Consider the following 20,769-nt stretch of genomic DNA (forward strand, 5'->3'; position numbering starts at 1 on the left):
TGTGCAATTTTTACCAAATCACACATTATTTTTGGTTGTTCCAGTCATTCAGGAATTTTTCGATTCCCTGATCCGTCAAAGGATGCTTCACGATTTGATTCAGCACCTTAAAAGGAACCGTTGCAATGTGCGCACCATGCAGGGCCGCTTCCGTGATATGAACCGGATGGCGGACCGAAGCAGCGATGATTTCTGTATCAATCGCATGACGATCGAAGATTTCTGAGATTTGAGCGACTAATTCCATGCCGTTCTGGCCAATATCATCAAGACGGCCGAGGAATGGTGAAACGTAGGAAGCGCCTGCTCTGGCTGCCATCAGCGCCTGATTGGCTGAAAACACAAGCGTGACGTTTGTCTTGATATTCAAGTCACTGAATGCTTTTACAGCTTTCAACCCTTCCATTGTCATGGGAACCTTTACGGTAATATTCGGCGCAATGGCTGCAAGTTCCTTCCCTTCCCCAATCATTCCTTCTGCGTCTTCAGAAATGACCTCCGCGCTGACAGATCCGGCTACTTCTGCCGTAATCTCTCTTAAGCGGTCGTGAAAAGAAACGCCTTCCTTGGCGACGAGACTCGGGTTTGTCGTCACACCTGCAAGAATGCCGAGAGCATTGGCTTCGCGGATATCCTCAATATTGGCTGTATCGATGAAAAATTTCATAATCTCCACTCCTCTTCCCTTTGTGTTGGATGCTCAACCATGAAAAATGTCGAATGATTGCGTTTTCATTCATGCTTAAAAGGAAACCGCTACAGGGGTAGCGGCTTCCTTGATACAGAGGTTCTTACGCTTTGTTGGAAGAACCGAATTCGCGCATCTTGCCGATAACCGTTTCTTTGATTGCGTCACGGCCTGGTCCAAGATATTTACGAGGGTCGTACTGTTCAGGCTGGTCAGCAAGAACTTGACGTACGGCTTTCCCTTGTGCGATCTGGTTTTCAGTGTTCACGTTAATTTTAGCTGTACCGAAAGAAATAGCTTTCTTAATGTCAGCCGTCGGGATTCCTGTACCACCGTGAAGAACAAGCGGCTTGTCTACAAGTCCCATGATTTCTTCCATGCGGTCAAAGCCAAGGTTCGGTTCACCTTTGTAAGGGCCGTGGACAGAACCAAGTGCCGGCGCAAATACGTCAACATTTGTTTCGTCTACCAATTGCTTACACTCAGAAGGGATCGCGTAGGCAGCTTCAGCATCGTCTACGATCAAGTCATCTTCCTGACCACCTACACGGCCAAGTTCTGCTTCAACAGATACGCCGTGGATGTGAGCAAGCTCAACAACTTTTTGCGTTACAGCGATGTTCTCTTCCAATGGATCGTGAGAAGCATCGATCATGACAGAAGTAAATCCGGCGTGGATCGCTTCTGCACATTTTTCGAAGCTGGAACCGTGGTCAAGGTGAATCGCAACCGGTACAGTTGTACCGTAGGCTTTCATAAGGGCCTTCACCATGTCAACGACTACGTTGAAGCCGCCCATGTAACGTCCGGCACCTTCAGAAACACCAAGGATGACCGGAGACTGCTCTTCTTCTGCAGCCTGCAGGATGGCCTGGGCATATTCTAGGTTATTAAGGTTGAACTGACCTACACCGTAGCGTTCTTCCTTCGCTTTTTCCAGCATTTCTTTCATTGATACTAGTGGCATGAAAGATATCCTCCTTTGAATAACGTGCTTTCCCTATTTACAAGTCTGTTTCCATACGAAAACACACCATGCAAGTTTGGTTACAGTAATAGAATACCAATACCCTTCTTATGGTGCAACAATAGGAGGATTATATAACGCTTACATTAAGAAAAAAGTCATGAACGGCTGTGAACAAGCGTCCCATTTACCATTTCCTTCAAGTTATGGATATCAAAAGGTTTTGTTATGATATGCGTGACAAAATGGAAATCGATGTCCTTTCTTACTGATTCCTCCGAATCCCCTGTGATAATCATAACTGGAGAAGAATCGTTCATTTCCTCAAGAAATTGGAGAACGTCTCTTCCATGCATGACAGGAAGATTATAATCCATGATGATAAGGTCAAGGTTCTCTTCCTTCACCACCTGGCACGCTTCTTTACCTGTTTTAGCCGAAATGGTCTCATGGCCTTCTGCTTTCAGAATTTCTTCAAGCAGTAACCGGATCCCCGGCTGATCATCGACAATCAGGATTTTATTCGTCATTCTTTCTCCCTCCCTTTCCATGATCGTGTACTTTTTCTCTCATTCCTTTAGTTTCGAGGCGCCCCCTGTCATTTCCTGCCTACAAATGGATGCGTTGTCATATTTTCTGGAATCAAACTGGAATTCGACATCATTCTTCTCCCTGACATGAAAAAGCCTCTTCTGTCAGAAGTTTTTTGAACAAGAAAGGCTGGCGCGGTCCCCCGCTCCAGCCTTTCTTTCCAGCTCTTTTATTGGTAAGTTTTCATAGCTGCTCCGATAAAGCCGTAGAACAACTCCTGCGGACGAGTCGGGCGTGATTTGAATTCCGGGTGGAACTGGCTCGCCACGAACCAAGGATGATCTTCCACTTCGATAATCTCAACAAGACGGCCGTCAGGGCTTGTTCCTGAGAACTTGAAGCCGGCTGCTTCCATCTGTTCACGGTAATGGTTGTTAAACTCAAAACGGTGGCGGTGACGCTCATAGACGACTTCTTCCCCGTAGGCTTCCAATGCTTTGGACCCTTCTTTGAGGCGGGACGGGTAAATGCCCAGTCTCAGCGTCCCTCCAAGATCAGATACCTCTTTCTGCTCAGGAAGAAGATCAATGATCGGATGCGCGGTAGATGGATCGATTTCTGCCGAATGCGCTCCTTCAAGACCGAGAACGTTACGGGCAAATTCAACTGTTGCCAGCTGCATCCCCAGACAAATGCCGAGGAATGGGATGCGGTTTTCGCGTGCATACCGGATGGCGTCGATTTTGCCTTCGATGCCACGGTCCCCGAATCCGCCTGGAACAAGGATGCCGTCTACACCGTTCAGTTCAGCTTCCACGTTGGCCGCATTCAGCCCTTCTGAATTGACCCATTTCACTTCGACATCGGAATCGTAGCTGTATCCTGCGTGTTTCAGGGCCTCTACAACGGAAATATACGCATCCGGAAGTTCTACATACTTACCGACAAGCGCAATTGTCGTCTTGTGCTGCAGGTTTTTCACACGATCAATGAGCTTATTCCATTCGGTCATATCGGCCGGTGCACAGTCCAGACCGAAGTGGTCGCATGTCAGCTGGTCAAGTTTCTGCTCCTGAAGGTTGATCGGAACATTGTAAAGCGTATCAGCATCCGCCATTTCAATGACCGCTTCCTTGTTGATGTCACAGAACAGGGCAATTTTCTCCTTCATGTCTTCGGAAATTTCCATCTCTGTACGAAGGACAATCGCATCCGGCTGAATGCCGAGAGAGCGCAGCTCTTTCACACTGTGCTGGGTCGGTTTTGTCTTCATTTCACCGGCCGCTTTCAAGTAAGGTACCAATGTACAATGCAGGTACATGACGTGCTCGCGTCCGATATCGCTCTTGATCTGGCGGATCGCCTCAAGGAATGGCAGGGATTCGATATCCCCGACGGTTCCGCCGATTTCTGTGATGACGACATCTGCATTCGTCTCATGACCGGCACGGAATACACGGTCTTTGATTTCATTCGTAATGTGCGGAATAACCTGAACGGTTCCGCCGAGGTAGTCGCCGCGGCGTTCTTTTTTAATAACGGTGGAGTAGACTTTCCCTGTTGTCACGTTACTGAATTTGTTCAAATTGATATCGATGAAGCGCTCGTAGTGACCAAGGTCCAAATCGGTTTCAGCGCCGTCATCTGTAACGAAAACTTCCCCGTGCTGGTACGGGCTCATCGTACCCGGGTCTACGTTGATGTATGGATCAAATTTCTGGATGGTTACTTTCAAGCCTCTGTTTTTCAATAATCGTCCTAATGAAGCAGCTGTAATCCCTTTTCCTAGAGATGACACCACTCCGCCTGTTACAAAAATGTATTTTGTTGCCACGTCAAATCCCTCTTTCTCTATTTGTATTAATTAGTTATTTACTAAAGCTTCAATTTGATAAGGGGATGTAAAAACAAAAAACGCTCCCCGTCATTGCCGGGGAGCGTTTGGATTCCGTTCAAGGAAATTAAAGAGCCCAAATAAGATTTTACTGATATGACTTTTGAAAGTCAACCTCCTTATTTATCTTCATCGTCATCTCCAACGAAGCTGAGGTCATCTTCCACAATTTCTTCCTCTTCTTCATCCAGGTCATCCTCTTCATAATCACCATCGTAATCATCGTCATCATCAAGGTCAAGGTCTTCATCAGTAAGCTCAAGATCATCCTCGAGATTCTCATCTTCATCGTTGTATCCATCCTGCCCAAGCTCATCTTCAAGCACCTTGGAAGGTTTTTTCTTTTTCTTCTTCTTTTTGCGTTTCTGAGGCAGGTTGGCGATTTCTTCTTCCATCTGCTCTACAGGGTACCACTTTTTCAAGCCCCAACGGTTCGTCCCGATCGTCATGAAACGGCCGTCAATGTTCATATCTGTGTAGAACTGGGAAATGTACTCTTCATTCTGCGCTTTTGTGAAACCTTTCATTTTTGAAATCCGGTTAAAGATTTCATTGAAATCAATGGCTTCGCGCTCCTCTTCCAATATCATGGTCGCCAGTTCGATCATGGAAATTTCTTCAATCTTCTGTGGGCTGAGTTCTTTTACGCTCACGATTCAGCACTCCTTTATCTAGACAAAATAGAATTAATGACTTCATGGGCATACGAATCACATTTAATCATACCATCCATTATATGAGGTGCCTGTACAAAAATCAAATAGAGTCTGCCTCTTCTTTACTTTTCTAGCCAAAGCTGCATGAAAGTAAACCTTGTGCTGAAAAATAGAAAACAAACATAAGCCTTTGTGTTCCTGGAGATATCCTTTAAAATAAAAAGGAGAATGCTCTATGTAAGGAGAGACGATCAATGGAAAACCGCCCTTTTAACTGGACAGCCATCATTCTGACTGCTGCCGCTGTTGGAGTCTGGCTCTACTCAAGCTTCGGAATCATCCACTCCGAACACCTCGAGGAAGCAGAAGTGACGAAGAAAGTCCATAATGATGAAGGCTATTATGTCACGATTGATGAGAAGAAAGTATCTGTCAAGGATACGAGCACTTGGATGCTCCTTGAAGAAGGAGGAACCTACAACATTACGTATGAATGGTACGGCATGAAAAAACCGTATGTGACAGAAGTGAACCAGGCCCACGATGACGATCAGGTGGGCGGCCACTAAAACGATGCGTCTAAACTTATGTAAAACCCGTCCTGTGAGGAGATTTCCAAATCACAGGACGGGTTTTATCTTTCAGAACAGCCTACATGTTCCTTCTATACTGCCCCCCTACTTCATAGAGGGCGTTCGTAATCTGGCCGAGGCTGGCCACTTTGACGGTTTCCATCAGCTCAGCAAAAATGTTTCCACCGCCGGCGGCCGTCTGCTTCAGCCGATGCAGAGCCTCAGCAGCCGTCCGTTCATTCGACTGCTGGAAACGGCGCAGTTCTGTAATCTGATGATTCTTCTCTTCTTTCGAAGCACGGGCGAGCTCCATCGAATCGATTTCTTCTTCAGAAGGAGGATTTGGATTCAAGTACGTGTTCACTCCGATGATCGGCAGTTCACCTGAATGCTTCTTCCCTTCATAATACAACGACTCTTCCTGAATTTTCCCCCGTTGATACTGGCGCTCCATCGCACCCAGCACACCACCACGGTCGTTGATCCGTTCGAACTCCTGGAGAACTGCTTCTTCCACAAGGTCAGTCAATTCCCTTATAATGTACGCCCCCTGCAGGGAGTTTTCATTTTTCGTGAGGCCGAACTCCTTGCTGATGATCATTTGAATCGCCATGGCCCTTCTCACCGACTCTTCGGTCGGCGTTGTAATGGCTTCATCATAGGAGTTGGTGTGCAGGGAATTACAATTATCCTGAATCGCAATCAATGCCTGCAGCGTCGTCCGGATGTCATTAAAGTCTATTTCCTGGGCATGGAGCGAGCGTCCGGATGTCTGAATGTGATACTTCAGCTTCTGACTCCGCTCATCAGCACCGTATTTATCCCGCATCACCACTGCCCAGATCCGTCTCGCTACGCGTCCGAGTACGGTGTACTCCGGATCCAGTCCGTTGGAGAAGAAAAAGGATAAATTGGGTGCGAACTTGTTGATGTCCATCCCCCGGCTCAAATAATATTCCACATAAGTAAAGCCGTTCGCAAGAGTGAAGGCCAGCTGTGTAATCGGGTTGGCCCCTGCTTCGGCAATATGATAGCCGGATATGGAAACGGAATAATAGTTGCGGACTTGATGGTCAATGAAATACTGCTGAATATCCCCCATCATCCGCAAGGCAAATTCTGTAGAGAAAATGCATGTATTCTGTCCCTGGTCCTCTTTCAGAATATCTGCCTGCACGGTGCCGCGGACGACATGGATCGTTTCCTCTTTTATCTTTTGTGCTTCTTCAGCTGTCGGCTCCCGTTCTTCTTCCTTCTTAAACTTGGCAAGCTGCTGGTCAACGGCTGTGTTGAAGAACATCGCCAGAATAATCGGAGCCGGTCCGTTAATCGTCATCGATACCGACGTCGTTGGATCGACAAGGTCAAACCCGTCATACAGCTTTTTCATATCTTGAAGCGTGCAGATATTCACTCCGCTCTCGCCGACTTTCCCGTATATATCCGGCCGTTCATCGGGGTCCTCCCCGTAAAGGGTGACAGAATCAAAGGCCGTACTCAGCCGTTTCGCATCATCACCTTCGGATAAATAATGAAAGCGGCGGTTCGTCCGCTCCGGCGTTCCTTCTCCGGCAAACTGGCGCTTCGGATCCTCTCCCTTCCGCTTGAACGGGAAAACGCCGGCTGTAAATGGGAAAGCTCCTGGAACATTTTCCTGAAGAAGCCACGTTAACCGGTCTCCCCAGTCTTTGTAGTGCGGCAGGGCGACTTTCGGGATTTTCGTTCCGCTCAGACTTTCGGTTGTGAGGTCCATTGTAATGTCTTTGTTTCTCACTTTAAATGTATAGGTATCCCCGCTGTAACGTTCATGAAGACCATCCCAATCTTCCAGTTTGCCGAGGTCATGACGGTCGATGGTCCGTTCATAATCTTCCATTAAGCGGCGGAGGTTCTCTCTCACACCCTCATCCTCCACCATATCGAGGGTTCCCTGAAGCTGATAAAGCTTACTCGCCGCTTCCGCCTGTGTATCGGTGCGCTTATGATAATGGCGGACTGCCATGGAAATATCCCGCAGATACTGCTTTCTTTCATTCGGTATAATCACATTCTGCTTTTCCGCTTTTTGGTTCAGTGAAGAATAAGAAGTCTCATCCTCCCAGGCATAGGTTTCGTTCAACGTCTCAAGGAGAGCGGCGAACAATGTATTGGTGCCCGGGTCATTGAACTGGCTGGCAATGGTCCCAAAGACAGGAAAGCGGCTGTCATCTTCATGAAACAGCATATGGCTGCGCTGATACTGCTTTTTCACCTGATTAAAAGCATCTTCCGAACCCTTCTGCTCGAACTTATTAATGACGATGAAGTCAGCAAAATCAATCATGTCGATTTTTTCGAGCTGGGAAGGTGCCCCGAACTCCGCGGTCATTACATACATGGACAAGTCCGTAATATCTGTTACAGCGGCATCCCCCTGTCCGATCCCGCTCGTTTCGACAATAATGAAGTCTACACCAGCGGCTTTAACGACCTGGATGGCTTCTTCCACTGCCGTAGACAATTCTGAACGGGCCTCCCTTGTCGCCATGGACCTCATATAGACACGGGGATGGAAAATCGCATTCATCCGGATCCGGTCCCCAAGCAGAGCGCCGCCTGTTTTCTTCTTCGTCGGGTCGACCGACAGAACAGCGATTTTCTTCTCCGGGACTTCATGAATAAAGCGGCGGATCAGTTCATCGGTTAACGAACTTTTTCCTGCTCCCCCTGTACCGGTGATTCCAAGAACCGGGATCGTTTTATCCTGCGTTTTCTCAACTGCTGTTTCAAAGGCAGCTACGGCCTCGCGTTCTTCCTTGGATGTGTTTTCTACGTAGGTAATGAAGCGGGCGATCGCCTGGTGGCTCCCTTCAGATAAATCGGCCACCCCTTTTTCCACATCCAGTGGCGGGAGAAAATCACATTCCTCCATCATCTTATTGATCATCCCCTGCAGGCCGAGTGAACGGCCGTCTTCTGGAGAAAATACCCGGGCCACACCATACTCGTGAAGCTCCTTGATCTCTCTCGGAATAATCACACCGCCTCCTCCGCCATAGACACGGATGTGTCCCGCCCCTTTTTCATTCAAAAGGTCGACCATATATTTGAAATATTCTACATGTCCGCCTTGATAGGATGAGATGGCAATGCCCTGGGCGTCTTCCTGGATGGCGGCGTTGACTACATCTTCGACAGAACGGTTATGACCGAGATGGATCACTTCCGCACCGGTCGATTGAAGAATTCTCCTCATGATATTTATGGAAGCATCATGACCATCAAAAAGACTGGAAGCCGTTACGAATCGAACAGGATTTTTCGGCTTATAGATTATCGGTTGTTCCATTTCCGCTCTTCCTTTCTTTTTCAGCTGCTGCTACGCATGCCCCGCGCTGTCAGCCGGCTGTAATTCCTTCTGTCTCTTTCCCCAGTCCTCTTAAAAGCAGATGGATCTGGGTATCGGTATACGTTTCAATCGTAAAATTACGCTGCAGAATCCAACGCCTGAATCCCCACATCTGTCCCTGCACAAAAATATTGTTGGCCATTAAGCGTACTTCCGCTTCCGCGTACTCGCCCGGGAGACTGTTGATGATGACCTGCTCCAGCATGGCGACCATGTCACGCTCTTTCTGCAGGACATATTCCTGAGCTTCCCGTGACAGCGATTTCACTTCCTGATACATCACCAGAACCTCATCCTGCATATCGTCCATCAATTGAAAATACGATCGGACCGCCTGAATCAGACTTTTGACGGTTGTCTGTTCCGGGTCGATCGAAGCTTCCATTCTTTCTTTTACACGCTGATAAATAGAATCACAGACAAGAAACAATACATCCTCCTTCTTGCGGATGTACTCGTATAAGGTTCCAATACTGAAACCGGAAGCTTTGGCGATCTCCCGTGTCGTCGTTTTATGAAATCCCTTTTCCATAAACAGCGTGACGGCACCCTTGATCATCTGATTCCGCCGCTTCACAATCAATGCTTCGTCTTTGATGGTGGATGGTACCTGCTGATCTGTCACATCATTCATCCTTCCCAGCCCATTCCTGAAACCATGATCGGGCCAGCTGATAGGGGTCGGCGTCGGGATTTTGGAAGGCCTGTGTTTTCTCCGGGTCCATCTCTACCGAAGATTTTACGTTCCGCCATATTTCTTCACGGATCAGATCATAGACTTCCAGCTGCAGCTGGTCTTTTCTCCGCTTCATCCCTGCCTCGGTTTCGTATAAATACGTACGATGATCCTGCACCTTTTCCCAGACGTCTGCCATTCCTTTGGATTCCGTGGCCACCGTCTCAACAATAGGCGGCTGCCACCCTTCCGGCTGAATGATCATCAAATATTCCTCGAGGGTCGATTTCAGCTTCCGCACGCCGGGGAGGTCTGCTTTATTAATAAGAAAGAGATCGGCAATTTCCATGATCCCGGCTTTGAAAATCTGAAGGACATCGCCACTGTTCGGTGTCAGGACAAGACCTGTGGTATCCACCACCTTCATCACATCCAGCTCCGACTGACCCACACCCACCGTTTCCACAAGTACGACATCAAATCCGTAAGCATCACAGACCCGGATGCTGTCCTTCGTCGCTCTTGCCAAACCTCCCAGACTGCCTCTCGTCGCCATACTGCGGATGAAGATTCCAGGATCAAGAAAGTGCTGGTTCATTCTTGTGCGATCCCCAAGGAGAGCCCCTCCACTGAATGGACTTGTAGGATCGACAGCAATAACAGCGACCGTAAGCTCCTGCTTTCTTAAAAACGTCAGCAGGTGGTTGATCAAGGAGCTCTTCCCTGCCCCCGGGGAGCCTGTGATGCCGATATAGTGTGCCTTTTTCTGTATCGAAAAGATATCACTCATCAGTGGAAGCTTTTCCGGATCTTCATTTTCAACGAGCGTGATGGCACGGGCAAGCGCCCTCATATCCTGATTTTGTATTCGTTCCGCCAGCGGGTGCATCATCCATCACCTTCCTACTTCGTTACCATCCGGCCGATAACGAGACGTTGAATCTCCTGGGTCCCTTCATAGATCTGAGTGATCTTCGCATCCCGCATGTACCGTTCCACCGGGTAATCCTTCGTATATCCATATCCGCCGTGAACTTGAACCGCTTCTGTGGTTACCTTCATCGCCGTATCACCGGCAAACAACTTCGCCATGGCCGACGCCTTGGAATACGGAAGACCTTCAGATTCCAAATAGGCCGCTTGATACGTAAGCAGACGGGAAGCTTCGATTTCAGCTGCCATATCCGCGAGTTTGAAAGATATCCCCTGTAAAGCAGCGATCGGCTTGCCGAACTGCTCCCGCTCCTTGGCGTAGGCGACAGACTCATCAAGCGCCCCCTGCGCAATTCCTACAGCCTGGGCAGCGATGCCGTTTCTACCACCGTCCAGCGTCATCATCGCGATTTTAAAGCCCTGGCCTTCTCCACCAAGCAGGTTTTCCTTAGGAATCCGGCAGTCTTCAAAGATTAACTCTGTCGTCGGAGAAGAGCGGATACCGAGTTTTTTCTCTTTTTTCCCTGTGGAGAATCCCGGTGTGTCTTTTTCTACGATGAAGGCGCTGATGCCGCGGTTCCCTTCATCCGGATTCGTCTTAGCAAAGACGACATACGTATCAGCGACACCACCATTGGTGATCCACACTTTGTTTCCATTCAGTACATAGCTGTCACCGTCAAGCTTTGCCTGAGTGCGCATGGAAGACACATCACTCCCTGCCCCCGGTTCGGATAAAGCGTAGGCGCCAAGCTTTTCACCCGCAGCCAGTGGAGCCAGAAACTTCTTCTTCTGCTCTTCCGTTCCAAATGTATAAATCGGCCAGCTGGCCAGAGAAATATGCGCAGAAAGGGTGACGCCTGTGGAAGCACACACTCTGGAAAGCTCCTCCACAGCAATCACGTAACTGATGAAATCCGAACCGATGCCGCCATATTCTTCCGGCCATGGTATTCCCGTCAGCCCGAGTTCAGCCATTTTGTCGAAAATTTCACGATCAAAACGCTCCTCTTCATCCCGCTCTGCCGCTGTTGGTTCCACCTCATTCTTGGAAAAGTCCCGAACCATTTTTCTAAGCATTTCCTGCTCTTCTGTTAATGTGAAATTCATTTCTCCATCCTCCTAATCTCTCACCAGATGATTGCCGATGACGACACGCTGGACTTCGCTTGTTCCTTCGTAGATCTCACACACTTTTGCATCTCTGAAAAACCGTTCCACCGCATAGTCTTCTGTGTATCCGTAGCCTCCATGGACCTGAACCGCTTCAATGGCTGCTTTAACTGCTGTACGGGAAGCGATCAGCTTAGCGATCGATGCCTCTTTACTACACGGTTTTCCTAATGCCTGCATCGATGCTGCATTGTAGACCAGCAGTTTGGAAGCTTCGACTTCCGTGGCCATGTCTGCCAATTTGAAGGAAACCCCCTGCAGATGGGCAATCGGGCGCCCGAACTGCTCCCGCTCTTTTGCATAGGCGGCGGCATGCTCCAAAGCGGCTTCCGCAATACCAAGTGACTGGGCGGCGATGCCGATTCTTCCGATATTCAAATTGGAGAGGGCGATTTTATAACCTTCTCCTTCTTTACCAAGGAGCTGGGAAGCTGGTAGCTCACAGGCATCAAAGTTCAAAGAAACCGTACTCGACCCATGCATGCCCATTTTCCTTTCCGCTTTTCCAATCGAGAACCCAGGTGTGCCGCGCTCCACAATAAAAGCGCTCAAGCCTTTACTCGGAGACACTTCGGGATTCGTCCGCGCGAAAACGATGAAGGTATCTGCACTGCCTCCATTCGTAATGAACACCTTGGAGCCGTTAAGGATGTATCGATCTCCCTTTTTCTCAGCACGCGTCTTCAGGCTGCTGGCATCACTGCCCGCGCTCGGTTCCGTCAAAGCGAAGGCACCTAAATATTCACCCGATGCGAGTTTCGGGATGTATTTGGATTTCTGTTCTTCCGATCCGAAATATAAAATCGGGTGGGTCCCCACTGATGTGTGTACAGATAATATGACACCAAGGGTCGCACTTACTTTAGATAGTTCATGAATCGCAATGATATAGGAGGTATAATCCATCTCGGCTCCCCCGTATGCTTCAGGGATCGGGATCCCCATTAAACCGAGCTCCCCCATTTTAGGAATCAGTTCTTCCGGGAAGCGGTCTTCCTTCTCCATACGTTCAACGGCCGGTGCCACCTCATTCTGCGCGAAATCCTGTACCATCCGGCGCATCATTTTCTGTTCATCTGTCCATTGAAGCTCCACGGTCATCTCCCCTTTTCATCAGTTATTCATAGATGTAAAAACCGCGGCCGGATTTCTTCCCGAGCCATCCGGCTTTGACGTATTTACGGAGAAGCGGGCAAGGCCGGTATTTGCTGTCGCCGAATCCTTCATGAAGGACCTCCATGATAGAAAGGCATGTATCCAGTCCGATAAAATCAGCGAGTGTCAGTGGTCCCATCGGATGGTTCATCCCAAGTTTCATGACCGCATCGACATCTTCGGGTGAGGCGACGCCTTCATGGACGGTATAAATCGCTTCATTGATCATCGGCATCAAAATCCGATTGGAAACAAATCCCGGAAAATCCTCTACCTCTACCGGTGTCTTCTGCAGTTTTTCAGCCATTTCCTTCACAGACGCATACGTGTCATCGCTCGTTTGGATAGCTCTGATGATTTCCACCAGCGTCATGACCGGGACCGGATTCATAAAATGCATGCCGATTACTTGGTCCGGACGCTTCGTCGCTGCAGCGATTTCCGTTATCGGAAGAGAAGAGGTATTGGTCGCCAAAATTGCATGAGGGGGTGTAATTTCATCCAGCTGCTGGAATACATCGACCTTCACTTTCATACTTTCCACGACGGCTTCAATGACGAGATCGCAGTCAGAGGCCTCCTGCAGATCGGTCGTAATTGTCAGACGCTCCAACATCTCCTCACGCTTGCCATCGGTCATACGACCCTTCTCAACAGCTCTTTCCAGGCGCTTTTCGATCCCGGCCTGCCCTTTATTCAATGCTTCCTTCTCTCGATCATTCAATTTCACATGAAGACCAGCCTGGGCAAAAACTTGAGCAATCCCTGCGCCCATCTGGCCTGCGCCGATGACCATGACTTTATTTATTGACATTCCTGTGTCCTCCTTATTGTTTTGGTACTTCGATGAGAACGGCATCCCCCTGGCCGCCGCCTGAGCAGATGGCTGCAATCCCTGTGCCGCCGCCCCGGCGTTTCAGTTCATAAGCCAATGTCAAAAGGATACGGGCTCCGCTGGCCCCGATCGGATGGCCAAGAGCAACGGCTCCACCGTTGACATTCACTTTTTCCGGATCCAGACCGGCGATTTTCCCACTGGCCAGGGATACAGCGGCAAATGCCTCGTTTACTTCAAACAGATCGATCTCATCGATGGTTTTTCCGGATTTTTTCAACAGCTTATTGATAACAAGTCCCGGTGTCTGCGGGAAATCCTGCGCCTCCACAGCAATCTCATCATGGGCGAGAATTGCTGCCAGCACAGATGCTCCGGTTTCTTCAGCCTTTTCCTCCGACATTAAAACCATGGCACAGGCCCCGTCATTGACACCCGGTGCATTTCCGGCCGTAATCGTTCCTGTCTGGTCGAACACCGGCCGCAGTTTAGACAACGCTTCGATTGTTGTGCTCTTTCGAGGAGCTTCATCCTGATCCACGATGACAGGGTCCCCTTTGCGCTGGGGAATTTCCACTGGCGTAATTTCTTCTCCCAGCTTTCCCTCTTCCGTAGCCTGGACGGCACGCTGATGACTGCGGTACGCCCACTCATCCTGAGCTTCACGTGTCAGTTCATACTGTTCGGCTGTCCGGTTGCCGTAATTGCCCATATGGACGTTCTCGAATGAACAGGTCAATCCGTCATGCACCATCATGTCTTTCACAGACGCATCCCCCATCCGGAGACCCCAGCGCGCTTTCGGCATGAAATATGGCGCATTGCTCATGCTTTCCATACCGCCGGCGACGATGATTTCTTCTTCTCCAAGGCGGATGAACTGATCTCCCATCGTGACACTGCGCATGCCGGAGGCACACACTTTATTGACGGTTTCTGTTTTCACATCCCAGGGGATTCCAGCTTCACGAGCTGCCTGTCTGGAAGGGAGCTGCCCTTGTCCTCCCTGAAGAACGCTTCCCATAATCACTTCGTTCACATCCTCCACATGGACCTTCGCCTTCTTCAACGCTGCTTTAATCGCCATACCACCAAGCTGTGCCGCCGTCAGTGGTGCTAAAGCCCCTCCGAATTTTCCAAATGGTGTGCGTGCTCCATCCACGATGACTGTTTTACGCATTGTCATTCCTCCTCTTTTTTTGATAACGCTTACAAAATTGACGATTGAACGCTCGCTCAATATCGTCCCATAAGGAAAGTGTACATAAAATACTGTACACTTTCCACAATTTTTCAATCATTCTGTCATTTTTCCGTTTTTTAAACAAACGTTTAATTAAGCCGTTTTCTCCTCTGTGCTCTCAAAAATGGACTTCGCCAGAATTTCTGCAATATCCATCGTGCTGACCTCTTCTTCCACTTCCTTCGCTTTTGTTCCGTCTGACAGCATCGTCAGACAGAATGGACATCCGCTGGAAATCATTGTCGGCTCCACTTCCAGCGCCTGCTCGGTCCTGGCTACGTTCACACGATTCCCTGACTTTTCTTCCATCCACATCATGCCTCCGCCGGCTCCACAGCACATTCCGTTGGAACGGTTCCGCTTCATTTCCACGACCTCGACACCTGGAATCATCTCCAGAACTTCTCGCGGCGGCTGATAGACTTCGTTGTAGCGGCCAAGATAGCAGCTGTCGTGATAGGTGATTTTTTCTTTCACCACTCCCTGCGGTTTCAAGCGTCCTTCTTTCAACCATTCCGCCAACAGCTCGGTATGGTGGTACACTTCGGCTTCCAATCCGAAATCCGGATACTCATTTTTAAAGATGTTATAGGCATGTGGATCAATGGTAATGATCTTCTTCACATCATTTTTCTCGAATTCCTTCATGTTCTTCTCCGCCAGCTCCTGGAAAAGGAATTCATTTCCCATCCGGCGGGCGGTGTCTCCGGAATTCTGTTCTTTGTTTCCCAGGATGGCAAACTTGATGCCTGCTTCATTCATCAGTTTCGCAAACGCCATGGCGATTTTCTGGCTCCGGTTATCGTAAGAGCCCATAGAGCTGACCCAGAATAAGTATTCGAACTCTTCCCCTGATTTCTTCAACTCTTTCACTGTAGGAATATGAACATCTTCATCCAGCTCTCTCCAGTCTTCTCTTTCCTTCTTGGAAAGACCCCATGGATTCCCCTGGCGCTCAATGTTCATCATGGCACGCTGACCGTCGGCATCCATTTTTCCTTCGGTAAGTACGAGATAGCGGCGCAGGTCGATGATTTTATCAACATGCTCGTTCATAACCGGGCAGGCATCCTCACAGTTCCGGCAGGTCGTACAAGCCCACAGCTCTTCTTCTGTAATGACATCCCCGATCAGGCTTTTGTTCTGGACCGCTTCGAGCGTTGCTGCGGCCTCATCTGTCCCATGGCTCCGGGCCATTTGAGCGAGTGTATTCCCTTCTGTCCCGGAAAAAGCGTAGGCTGGGACCCACGGGGACTTTCCTGTAACAGCGGCTCCTTTTTCGGTAAGGTGGTCGCGGAGTTTCACAATCAGATCCATCGGCGACAGCATTTTTCCGGAACCGGACGCCGGACATACATTGGTACACCGTCCACATTCAACGCATGCGTAAAAATCAATCATTTGAAGCTGATTGAAGTCCTCAATCTTCCCTACCCCGAAGGATACGTCATCTTCATCGGCATCTTCATCCATTTCAAAATCAATGGACTTCAATTTCCCCGGCGGCTCCTCACGACTCAAAAAGACGTTCACAGGTGCAGCAAGAAGGTGGGCGTGCTTGGACTGCGGCACGTAGACAAGGAAGGTAAGCAGGATCAATAGGTGAATCCACCACATGACAAAGAACACCGTAACAGCTACAGGTTCCGGCACCCATCCGAAAGCGCTTGCAATAACGCTCGCAACAGGTTCTGTCCATGCTCCTTCATGGGCATGCCAGATCATACTCATGCCGTTTCCAACGAGGACGGTTACCATCAGTGTTCCAATGAAAATCAGGACAAGCCCGGCTTTAAATCCGCGCTTCAAACGAACAAGCTTTTCGATGTAGCGGCGGTGAAACGCCCAGATAACGGCGGTCAGAATAGTTAACGTCACCAGCTCCTGGAAAAACGTAAAGCCGGCGTAAAAAGGGCCGAGCGGAAGATGGGCATCCGGCACAAGTCCTTTATAGATAAAATCAATCGCTCCGAATTGCACGAGAATAAATCCATAAAACATCATAACGTGAATGATTCCGGATTTCTTATCCTTGAGCAGTTTCTTCTGCCCGAATACATAAATCCAGATTTTGCGTAACCGTGACTTCAGCTGTTTGTCATACTCGAATTTTTTCCCCAGTTTGATATAAGCGATACGAGTCTGAACCACACGGACAAATAAATAAAGTCCATAGATCAGGACACCAAGGAACAAAATCCAGTTTGCGACCAGCAGTGGATTCATAGGTTTTCCCCCTCTTTGTTGTCATCGCACGAAGCGATTTCCCTTTTCTCCGATCAGAAACTTTTAATTTTCTGAATCTTATAGCTTAACTATAAATTATGAATGAGCATTCAGTCAACATTTTTTCTGTATTTTTCCTTTTGAAAAAGTCGAAAACGGGGAAACTATGTGGAAGAGTTTTTTAGGAGGCTATACTATCATGTTCTATATCATTCTATTACTAGCAGCCGCTCTTATTTTCCTGCTTTATATAGATTTTAAATTAGGAAGAGTCCGGCATCATAAACAGGCCCGTACGATACCATTGGAGGAAACGACGGGCAGCTATCACTTATTTAAGAACGGTTCCAGGCTGTATGAGCAGCTTTTCCGGGATATATCAGAAGCAGAAAAACAGGTGGATGTGCATTTTTTTCTTATTGAAAATGATTATATCGCGGATAATTTCCTTCAGGTGCTCAAAAACAAAGCGGCCGAAGGTGTCCCTGTCCGCCTGATGGGCGACCGTGTGGCCAGCTTTAAAATAACGAAAAAGCGCCGCAGCGAACTTGAAGAGGCCGGGGTGCGCTTCGCTTTTGCGGAAGTACCCGGCTTTCCTTACTTCTTCTACCGCCTTCAACGAAGAAACCATAGGAAAATCACTGTCATCGATGGAAAGATCGGCTATGTTGGCGGCTTTAATGTCGGAAAGGCGTACATTGGAGAATCGTCAAAATTCGGGGATTGGCGGGACTACCACATCCGAGCATACGGTCCGGTCGTTCATCAGCTCCATACGATTTTTCTTGATGACTGGTATCTGGCAACAGGGGAACAAGATACCCCCTTCCCTCCTTCAGAAACCGAGCATCCGTATCGAATGAGGGTTGTAGCGAGTGACGGCGTAGAGCTTGAGAAGGAATTCAGGAAAATGATTGATTCGGCTGAGCAGGAAATTTTAATCGGTTCGCCTTACTTCATCCCTACGCCTACGCTTCAGGAGGCTTTGAAAAAAGCATTGAAGCGGGACGTCTCGCTGCACATTATGATTCCGATGAAAGCGGACCATGCCTTTGTAAAGGAAGCAGCGGTGCCGTATTTAAAAGAACTGAAGCAGGCTGGTGCTGACATACGCTTCTTTGATGCAGGCTTTTATCATTCAAAGGTCATTATGATTGACGGTCAGTTCGCCGACATTGGAACGGCGAACTTTGACCGGCGCAGCTTTTTCCTGAATAAGGAAGTGAATACCTACGTGTATGACGAAGCTTTCATTCAGGACTTGAGAGATGTCTATTTTGAGGATGTCGCGGACGCTGTTCCTTTCGATGACCGCTGGCTGAAAAAACGCTCGCTCGGAACGAGAATCAATCAAAAGATTGCTGTTCTGCTCCGCCCGTTTTTATAGACGTCATTTGAACAACTCTGTGAACACTGGCCCGATCCATCCATACACTTTAAACCCAAGATAAATGCCAATGATACCGGCCACTCCCGCAAAGGCGGGCGGCGCCGGTATCGGCAGTTTTACAGCAGCAAATAACAACCCGACAACGAAACCGGTCAGTAATGCCAGCACCACTTCTTTTCCCACATGGATTCCTCCTTCTTCCGTCCTTTTCGTATATCATGTACTTCTTTCTCCACTCCATTCATCATTCCCTTTTCCTTATGACTGCGCCCATAAAAAAAGAACGCCTCTGCCTGATTATGCAGAGACGCCCTTTTCCTACTCTATGAGATTACATTTGATTTGGTGCAGATACACCAACAAGTTTCAGCGCATTGTTCAATGTGATCCGTACAGCCTTCATTAAGGCAATCCTCGCCGCTGTGCGCTCCGGATTGTCGCCATCCAATACTTTCACCGCATTGTAGAAGCTGTGGAGGGCAGAAGCCAGATCAAAGGCATACTGGGTCACCCGGTGCGGGGTACGTTTGTCGGCCGCATCCGCTACAACCTGCGGGAATTCCCCAAGCTTCTTCAGCAGGTCTTCTTCCTTCTCAGCCGTTAACCAGCTGTTATCGTAGTTCTCTTTCATGAGTCCTTTCTCTTCCGCCTGCTTCAACATCGTACAGATTCTGGCGTGCGCATACTGCACGTAGTACACAGGGTTTTCATTGGACTCAGAACGGGCAAGATCCATATCAAAGTCCAGGTGGGAGTCACTGGAACGCATGGAGAAGAAATAGCGCATCGCATCGACACCGACTTCCTCCATCAGTTCTCTAAGTGTGACCGCTTTTCCGGTACGCTTACTCATTTTCACCTTTTCGCCGTCCTGGAACAAATTGACCATCTGGATGATTTCCACTTCCATCGTATCTTTTTCATAACCCAGTGCCTGGATGGCTGCTTTCATACGCGGGATGTAGCCGTGGTGATCCGCTCCCCAGATGTTGATGAGCGTATCAAAGCCGCGGTCCAGCTTGTTTTTATGATAGGCAATATCCGGCGTCAAGTACGTGTATGTGCCGTCGTTTTTAATAAGGACACGATCTTTATCATCGCCGAACTGTGTTGTTTCAAACCATGTGGCATCATCTTTATCGTACACGTATCCTTGATCCTTAAGGACTTTCAAGGCATCTGTAATCTGGTCACCCTGATACAAGGAGGTTTCAGAGAACCATTCATCAAATGGCACACGGAATTCTTCCAGATCGGTCTTGATTCGGTTTAAAAGGAACTTCAAACCATATTCACGGCAGAACTGAAGACGCTCTTCCTGCTCGGCTTCCGCCCATTTTTCACCGGTCTCTTCCGCGAGATTTTCTCCCAGCTGGATAATATCTTTCCCGTGATAGCCATCTTCCGGCATGTCCCAGTCACGGCCGAGCGCCTGCATGTAACGGGCTTCGAGAGACTTCGCCAGATTCATCATCTGGTTCCCTGCATCATTGATGTAGTATTCACGGGAGACGTCATAGCCGGCTGCATCCAATACGTTGCACAAGGAATCACCGACAGCTGCTCCACGGGCGTGTCCCAGGTGAAGGGTTCCCGTCGGATTGGCCGAAACGAACTCAATCTGGATTTTATGACCGTCTGCGCTGTTGGTGCGGCCATATTCACTGCCGGCTGACAGTACAGAAGGCACAAGCTCCGTCAAATACTGATTGTTCATGTAAAAGTTAATGAAGCCCGGTCCTGCGATTTCAATTTTTTCAATGGATGCTTTCGAATGGTCGAACTGCTCCACCAGTTCAGTTGCAATCGCACGCGGGTTCTTTTTCGCTACACGCGCCAGCTGCATGGCCATATTGGTGGCATAGTCCCCATGAGCTTTATCCTTCGGCTGTTCAAGCACCACTTCCGGCATTTCTCCTTCTCCGGCAAGCCCCGCTGCCAGCACAGAACGCACAATCTCTTCTTTCAGGTTCTGTTCCATTTGTTCAACGATATTCATGAATCGCTCTCCTCCTCAAACGTCAACGTCAGGCTGTGCTTCTGCGTCACCTCGTGATTTAACGTCATCGTATAGTTTAAAAACAGTCGTCCCTGCACGGATTCTTCCAGCGGGGTGTAGTCCAATTCTTTCGTGTAGGTTTTCATATGAAAATCACCATAGGTGTGGTGATAGAGATTCTCTGTTTCCATCAAAGGTTTAAAAACCTGGCGCATTTCCACACCGCCGGTACGCTTGATGCTTACATGCTCCGGTTTGATCGTCACCATTGTATGGACAGGCTCACCGTCTTCCGGGTGCTCCGTAAAGGTCAGCACCTGCGTACTGCCGCGGACTAAAAAACGGCCGGTCTCTTCGATTTCCATGGTCTCTCTGCGATCTTGATCCTGGATTTCGGTAACAAGCTGGACCTGGATGTCTTTTGCATTTGCAGGCATGTTTCT

General features: G+C 48.7%; 18 protein-coding genes. 2 read left to right on the forward strand and 16 right to left on the reverse strand.

What is annotated here, in order from left to right:
• Nucleotides 1-25: 25 nt before the first annotated feature.
• The 5 genes from fsa to rpoE all read right to left on the reverse strand — a co-directional run bounded on the left by fsa (nucleotide 26) and on the right by rpoE (nucleotide 4,733).
• A complete protein-coding gene (fsa, locus tag ACXAD6_RS16215) occupies nucleotides 26-667 on the reverse strand; it encodes a fructose-6-phosphate aldolase (protein WP_027954708.1) in 642 nt (213 codons plus the stop codon).
• A 124-nt stretch (nucleotides 668-791) separates the two neighbouring features.
• Nucleotides 792-1,655: a class II fructose-1,6-bisphosphate aldolase gene (fba, locus tag ACXAD6_RS16220; RefSeq protein WP_474969766.1), complete on the reverse strand. Its 864-nt coding sequence runs from the start codon at nucleotides 1,653-1,655 to the stop codon at nucleotides 792-794.
• 158 nt (nucleotides 1,656-1,813) lie between these two features.
• On the reverse strand, nucleotides 1,814-2,185 hold the full coding sequence (locus ACXAD6_RS16225; protein WP_474969767.1) for a response regulator: 372 nt from the start codon (nucleotides 2,183-2,185) through the stop codon (nucleotides 1,814-1,816).
• A gap of 230 nt (nucleotides 2,186-2,415) precedes the next feature.
• Entirely contained in the window at nucleotides 2,416-4,020 is a 1,605-nt protein-coding gene (locus ACXAD6_RS16230; RefSeq protein WP_474969768.1) for a CTP synthase, read from the reverse strand.
• Nucleotides 4,021-4,199: 179 nt separating this feature from the next.
• Nucleotides 4,200-4,733, reverse strand: coding sequence for a DNA-directed RNA polymerase subunit delta (gene rpoE, locus ACXAD6_RS16235; RefSeq protein WP_474969769.1), 534 nt, complete (start codon nucleotides 4,731-4,733; stop codon nucleotides 4,200-4,202).
• 257 nt (nucleotides 4,734-4,990) lie between these two features.
• Between rpoE and ACXAD6_RS16240 the strand changes: the two genes are divergently transcribed.
• A complete protein-coding gene (locus ACXAD6_RS16240; RefSeq protein WP_474969770.1) occupies nucleotides 4,991-5,305 on the forward strand; it encodes a hypothetical protein in 315 nt (104 codons plus the stop codon).
• Between the two features lie 82 nt (nucleotides 5,306-5,387).
• On the opposite strand, the gene icmF is transcribed toward ACXAD6_RS16240, so the two are convergent.
• From icmF to ACXAD6_RS16280, 8 genes are all read right to left on the reverse strand, one after another.
• Complete coding sequence (gene icmF / locus ACXAD6_RS16245) at nucleotides 5,388-8,636, reverse strand: fused isobutyryl-CoA mutase/GTPase IcmF (protein WP_474969771.1); 3,249 nt, start codon at nucleotides 8,634-8,636, stop codon at nucleotides 5,388-5,390.
• A gap of 49 nt (nucleotides 8,637-8,685) precedes the next feature.
• On the reverse strand, nucleotides 8,686-9,321 hold the full coding sequence (locus ACXAD6_RS16250; RefSeq protein ID WP_474969772.1) for a TetR/AcrR family transcriptional regulator: 636 nt from the start codon (nucleotides 9,319-9,321) through the stop codon (nucleotides 8,686-8,688).
• A gap of 1 nt (nucleotide 9,322) precedes the next feature.
• Nucleotides 9,323-10,261 carry a methylmalonyl Co-A mutase-associated GTPase MeaB gene (gene meaB / locus ACXAD6_RS16255; RefSeq protein ID WP_474970446.1) on the reverse strand — a complete coding sequence of 313 codons (939 nt, stop codon included), beginning with the start codon at nucleotides 10,259-10,261 and terminating at the stop codon, nucleotides 9,323-9,325.
• 14 nt (nucleotides 10,262-10,275) lie between these two features.
• On the reverse strand, nucleotides 10,276-11,415 hold the full coding sequence (locus ACXAD6_RS16260) for an acyl-CoA dehydrogenase (RefSeq protein ID WP_027954700.1): 1,140 nt from the start codon (nucleotides 11,413-11,415) through the stop codon (nucleotides 10,276-10,278).
• Nucleotides 11,416-11,427: 12 nt separating this feature from the next.
• Entirely contained in the window at nucleotides 11,428-12,573 is a 1,146-nt protein-coding gene (locus ACXAD6_RS16265) for an acyl-CoA dehydrogenase (protein WP_474969773.1), read from the reverse strand.
• Nucleotides 12,574-12,595: 22 nt separating this feature from the next.
• Entirely contained in the window at nucleotides 12,596-13,447 is an 852-nt protein-coding gene (locus ACXAD6_RS16270; RefSeq protein ID WP_474969774.1) for a 3-hydroxybutyryl-CoA dehydrogenase, read from the reverse strand.
• A 13-nt stretch (nucleotides 13,448-13,460) separates the two neighbouring features.
• Nucleotides 13,461-14,648 (reverse strand): acetyl-CoA C-acetyltransferase, encoded by a 1,188-nt coding sequence (locus ACXAD6_RS16275; RefSeq protein ID WP_474969775.1) that lies wholly within the window; start codon nucleotides 14,646-14,648, stop codon nucleotides 13,461-13,463.
• Between the two features lie 156 nt (nucleotides 14,649-14,804).
• Entirely contained in the window at nucleotides 14,805-16,937 is a 2,133-nt protein-coding gene (locus ACXAD6_RS16280) for a heterodisulfide reductase-related iron-sulfur binding cluster (protein WP_474969776.1), read from the reverse strand.
• Nucleotides 16,938-17,136: 199 nt separating this feature from the next.
• On the opposite strand from ACXAD6_RS16280, the gene cls reads away from it, so the two are divergent.
• On the forward strand, nucleotides 17,137-18,324 hold the full coding sequence (gene cls / locus ACXAD6_RS16285; RefSeq protein WP_474969777.1) for a cardiolipin synthase: 1,188 nt from the start codon (nucleotides 17,137-17,139) through the stop codon (nucleotides 18,322-18,324).
• Between the two features lie 3 nt (nucleotides 18,325-18,327).
• Here the strand turns inward: cls and ACXAD6_RS16290 are convergent, their stop codons facing one another.
• The 3 genes from ACXAD6_RS16290 to ACXAD6_RS16300 all read right to left on the reverse strand — a co-directional run bounded on the left by ACXAD6_RS16290 (nucleotide 18,328) and on the right by ACXAD6_RS16300 (nucleotide 20,763).
• Nucleotides 18,328-18,510 carry a XapX domain-containing protein gene (locus tag ACXAD6_RS16290; RefSeq protein ID WP_474969778.1) on the reverse strand — a complete coding sequence of 61 codons (183 nt, stop codon included), beginning with the start codon at nucleotides 18,508-18,510 and terminating at the stop codon, nucleotides 18,328-18,330.
• A gap of 148 nt (nucleotides 18,511-18,658) precedes the next feature.
• Complete coding sequence (gene argS / locus ACXAD6_RS16295; protein ID WP_474969779.1) at nucleotides 18,659-20,326, reverse strand: arginine--tRNA ligase; 1,668 nt, start codon at nucleotides 20,324-20,326, stop codon at nucleotides 18,659-18,661.
• On the reverse strand, nucleotides 20,323-20,763 hold the full coding sequence (locus ACXAD6_RS16300) for a YwiB family protein (protein ID WP_474969781.1): 441 nt from the start codon (nucleotides 20,761-20,763) through the stop codon (nucleotides 20,323-20,325). The genes argS and ACXAD6_RS16300 overlap by 4 nt, the downstream gene beginning before the upstream one ends.
• Nucleotides 20,764-20,769: the final 6 nt, after the last annotated feature.

This window comes from Halobacillus sp. ABH2_015, assembly GCF_056158945.1.

Coding starts and splice junctions, on each gene's coding strand:
- ACXAD6_RS16300 (WP_474969781.1), bottom strand. CDS start 20,763: ATGCCTGCAAATGCAAAAGACATCCAGGTCCAGCTTGTTACCGAAATC.
- ACXAD6_RS16260 (WP_027954700.1), bottom strand. CDS start 11,415: ATGAATTTCACATTAACAGAAGAGCAGGAAATGCTTAGAAAAATGGTT.
- ACXAD6_RS16270 (WP_474969774.1), bottom strand. CDS start 13,447: ATGTCAATAAATAAAGTCATGGTCATCGGCGCAGGCCAGATGGGCGCA.
- fsa (WP_027954708.1), bottom strand. CDS start 667: ATGAAATTTTTCATCGATACAGCCAATATTGAGGATATCCGCGAAGCC.
- argS (WP_474969779.1), bottom strand. CDS start 20,326: ATGAATATCGTTGAACAAATGGAACAGAACCTGAAAGAAGAGATTGTG.
- cls (WP_474969777.1), top strand. CDS start 17,137: ATGTTCTATATCATTCTATTACTAGCAGCCGCTCTTATTTTCCTGCTT.
- ACXAD6_RS16240 (WP_474969770.1), top strand. CDS start 4,991: ATGGAAAACCGCCCTTTTAACTGGACAGCCATCATTCTGACTGCTGCC.
- fba (WP_474969766.1), bottom strand. CDS start 1,655: ATGCCACTAGTATCAATGAAAGAAATGCTGGAAAAAGCGAAGGAAGAA.
- ACXAD6_RS16275 (WP_474969775.1), bottom strand. CDS start 14,648: ATGCGTAAAACAGTCATCGTGGATGGAGCACGCACACCATTTGGAAAA.
- ACXAD6_RS16225 (WP_474969767.1), bottom strand. CDS start 2,185: ATGACGAATAAAATCCTGATTGTCGATGATCAGCCGGGGATCCGGTTA.
- meaB (WP_474970446.1), bottom strand. CDS start 10,261: ATGCACCCGCTGGCGGAACGAATACAAAATCAGGATATGAGGGCGCTT.
- ACXAD6_RS16280 (WP_474969776.1), bottom strand. CDS start 16,937: ATGAATCCACTGCTGGTCGCAAACTGGATTTTGTTCCTTGGTGTCCTG.
- icmF (WP_474969771.1), bottom strand. CDS start 8,636: ATGGAACAACCGATAATCTATAAGCCGAAAAATCCTGTTCGATTCGTA.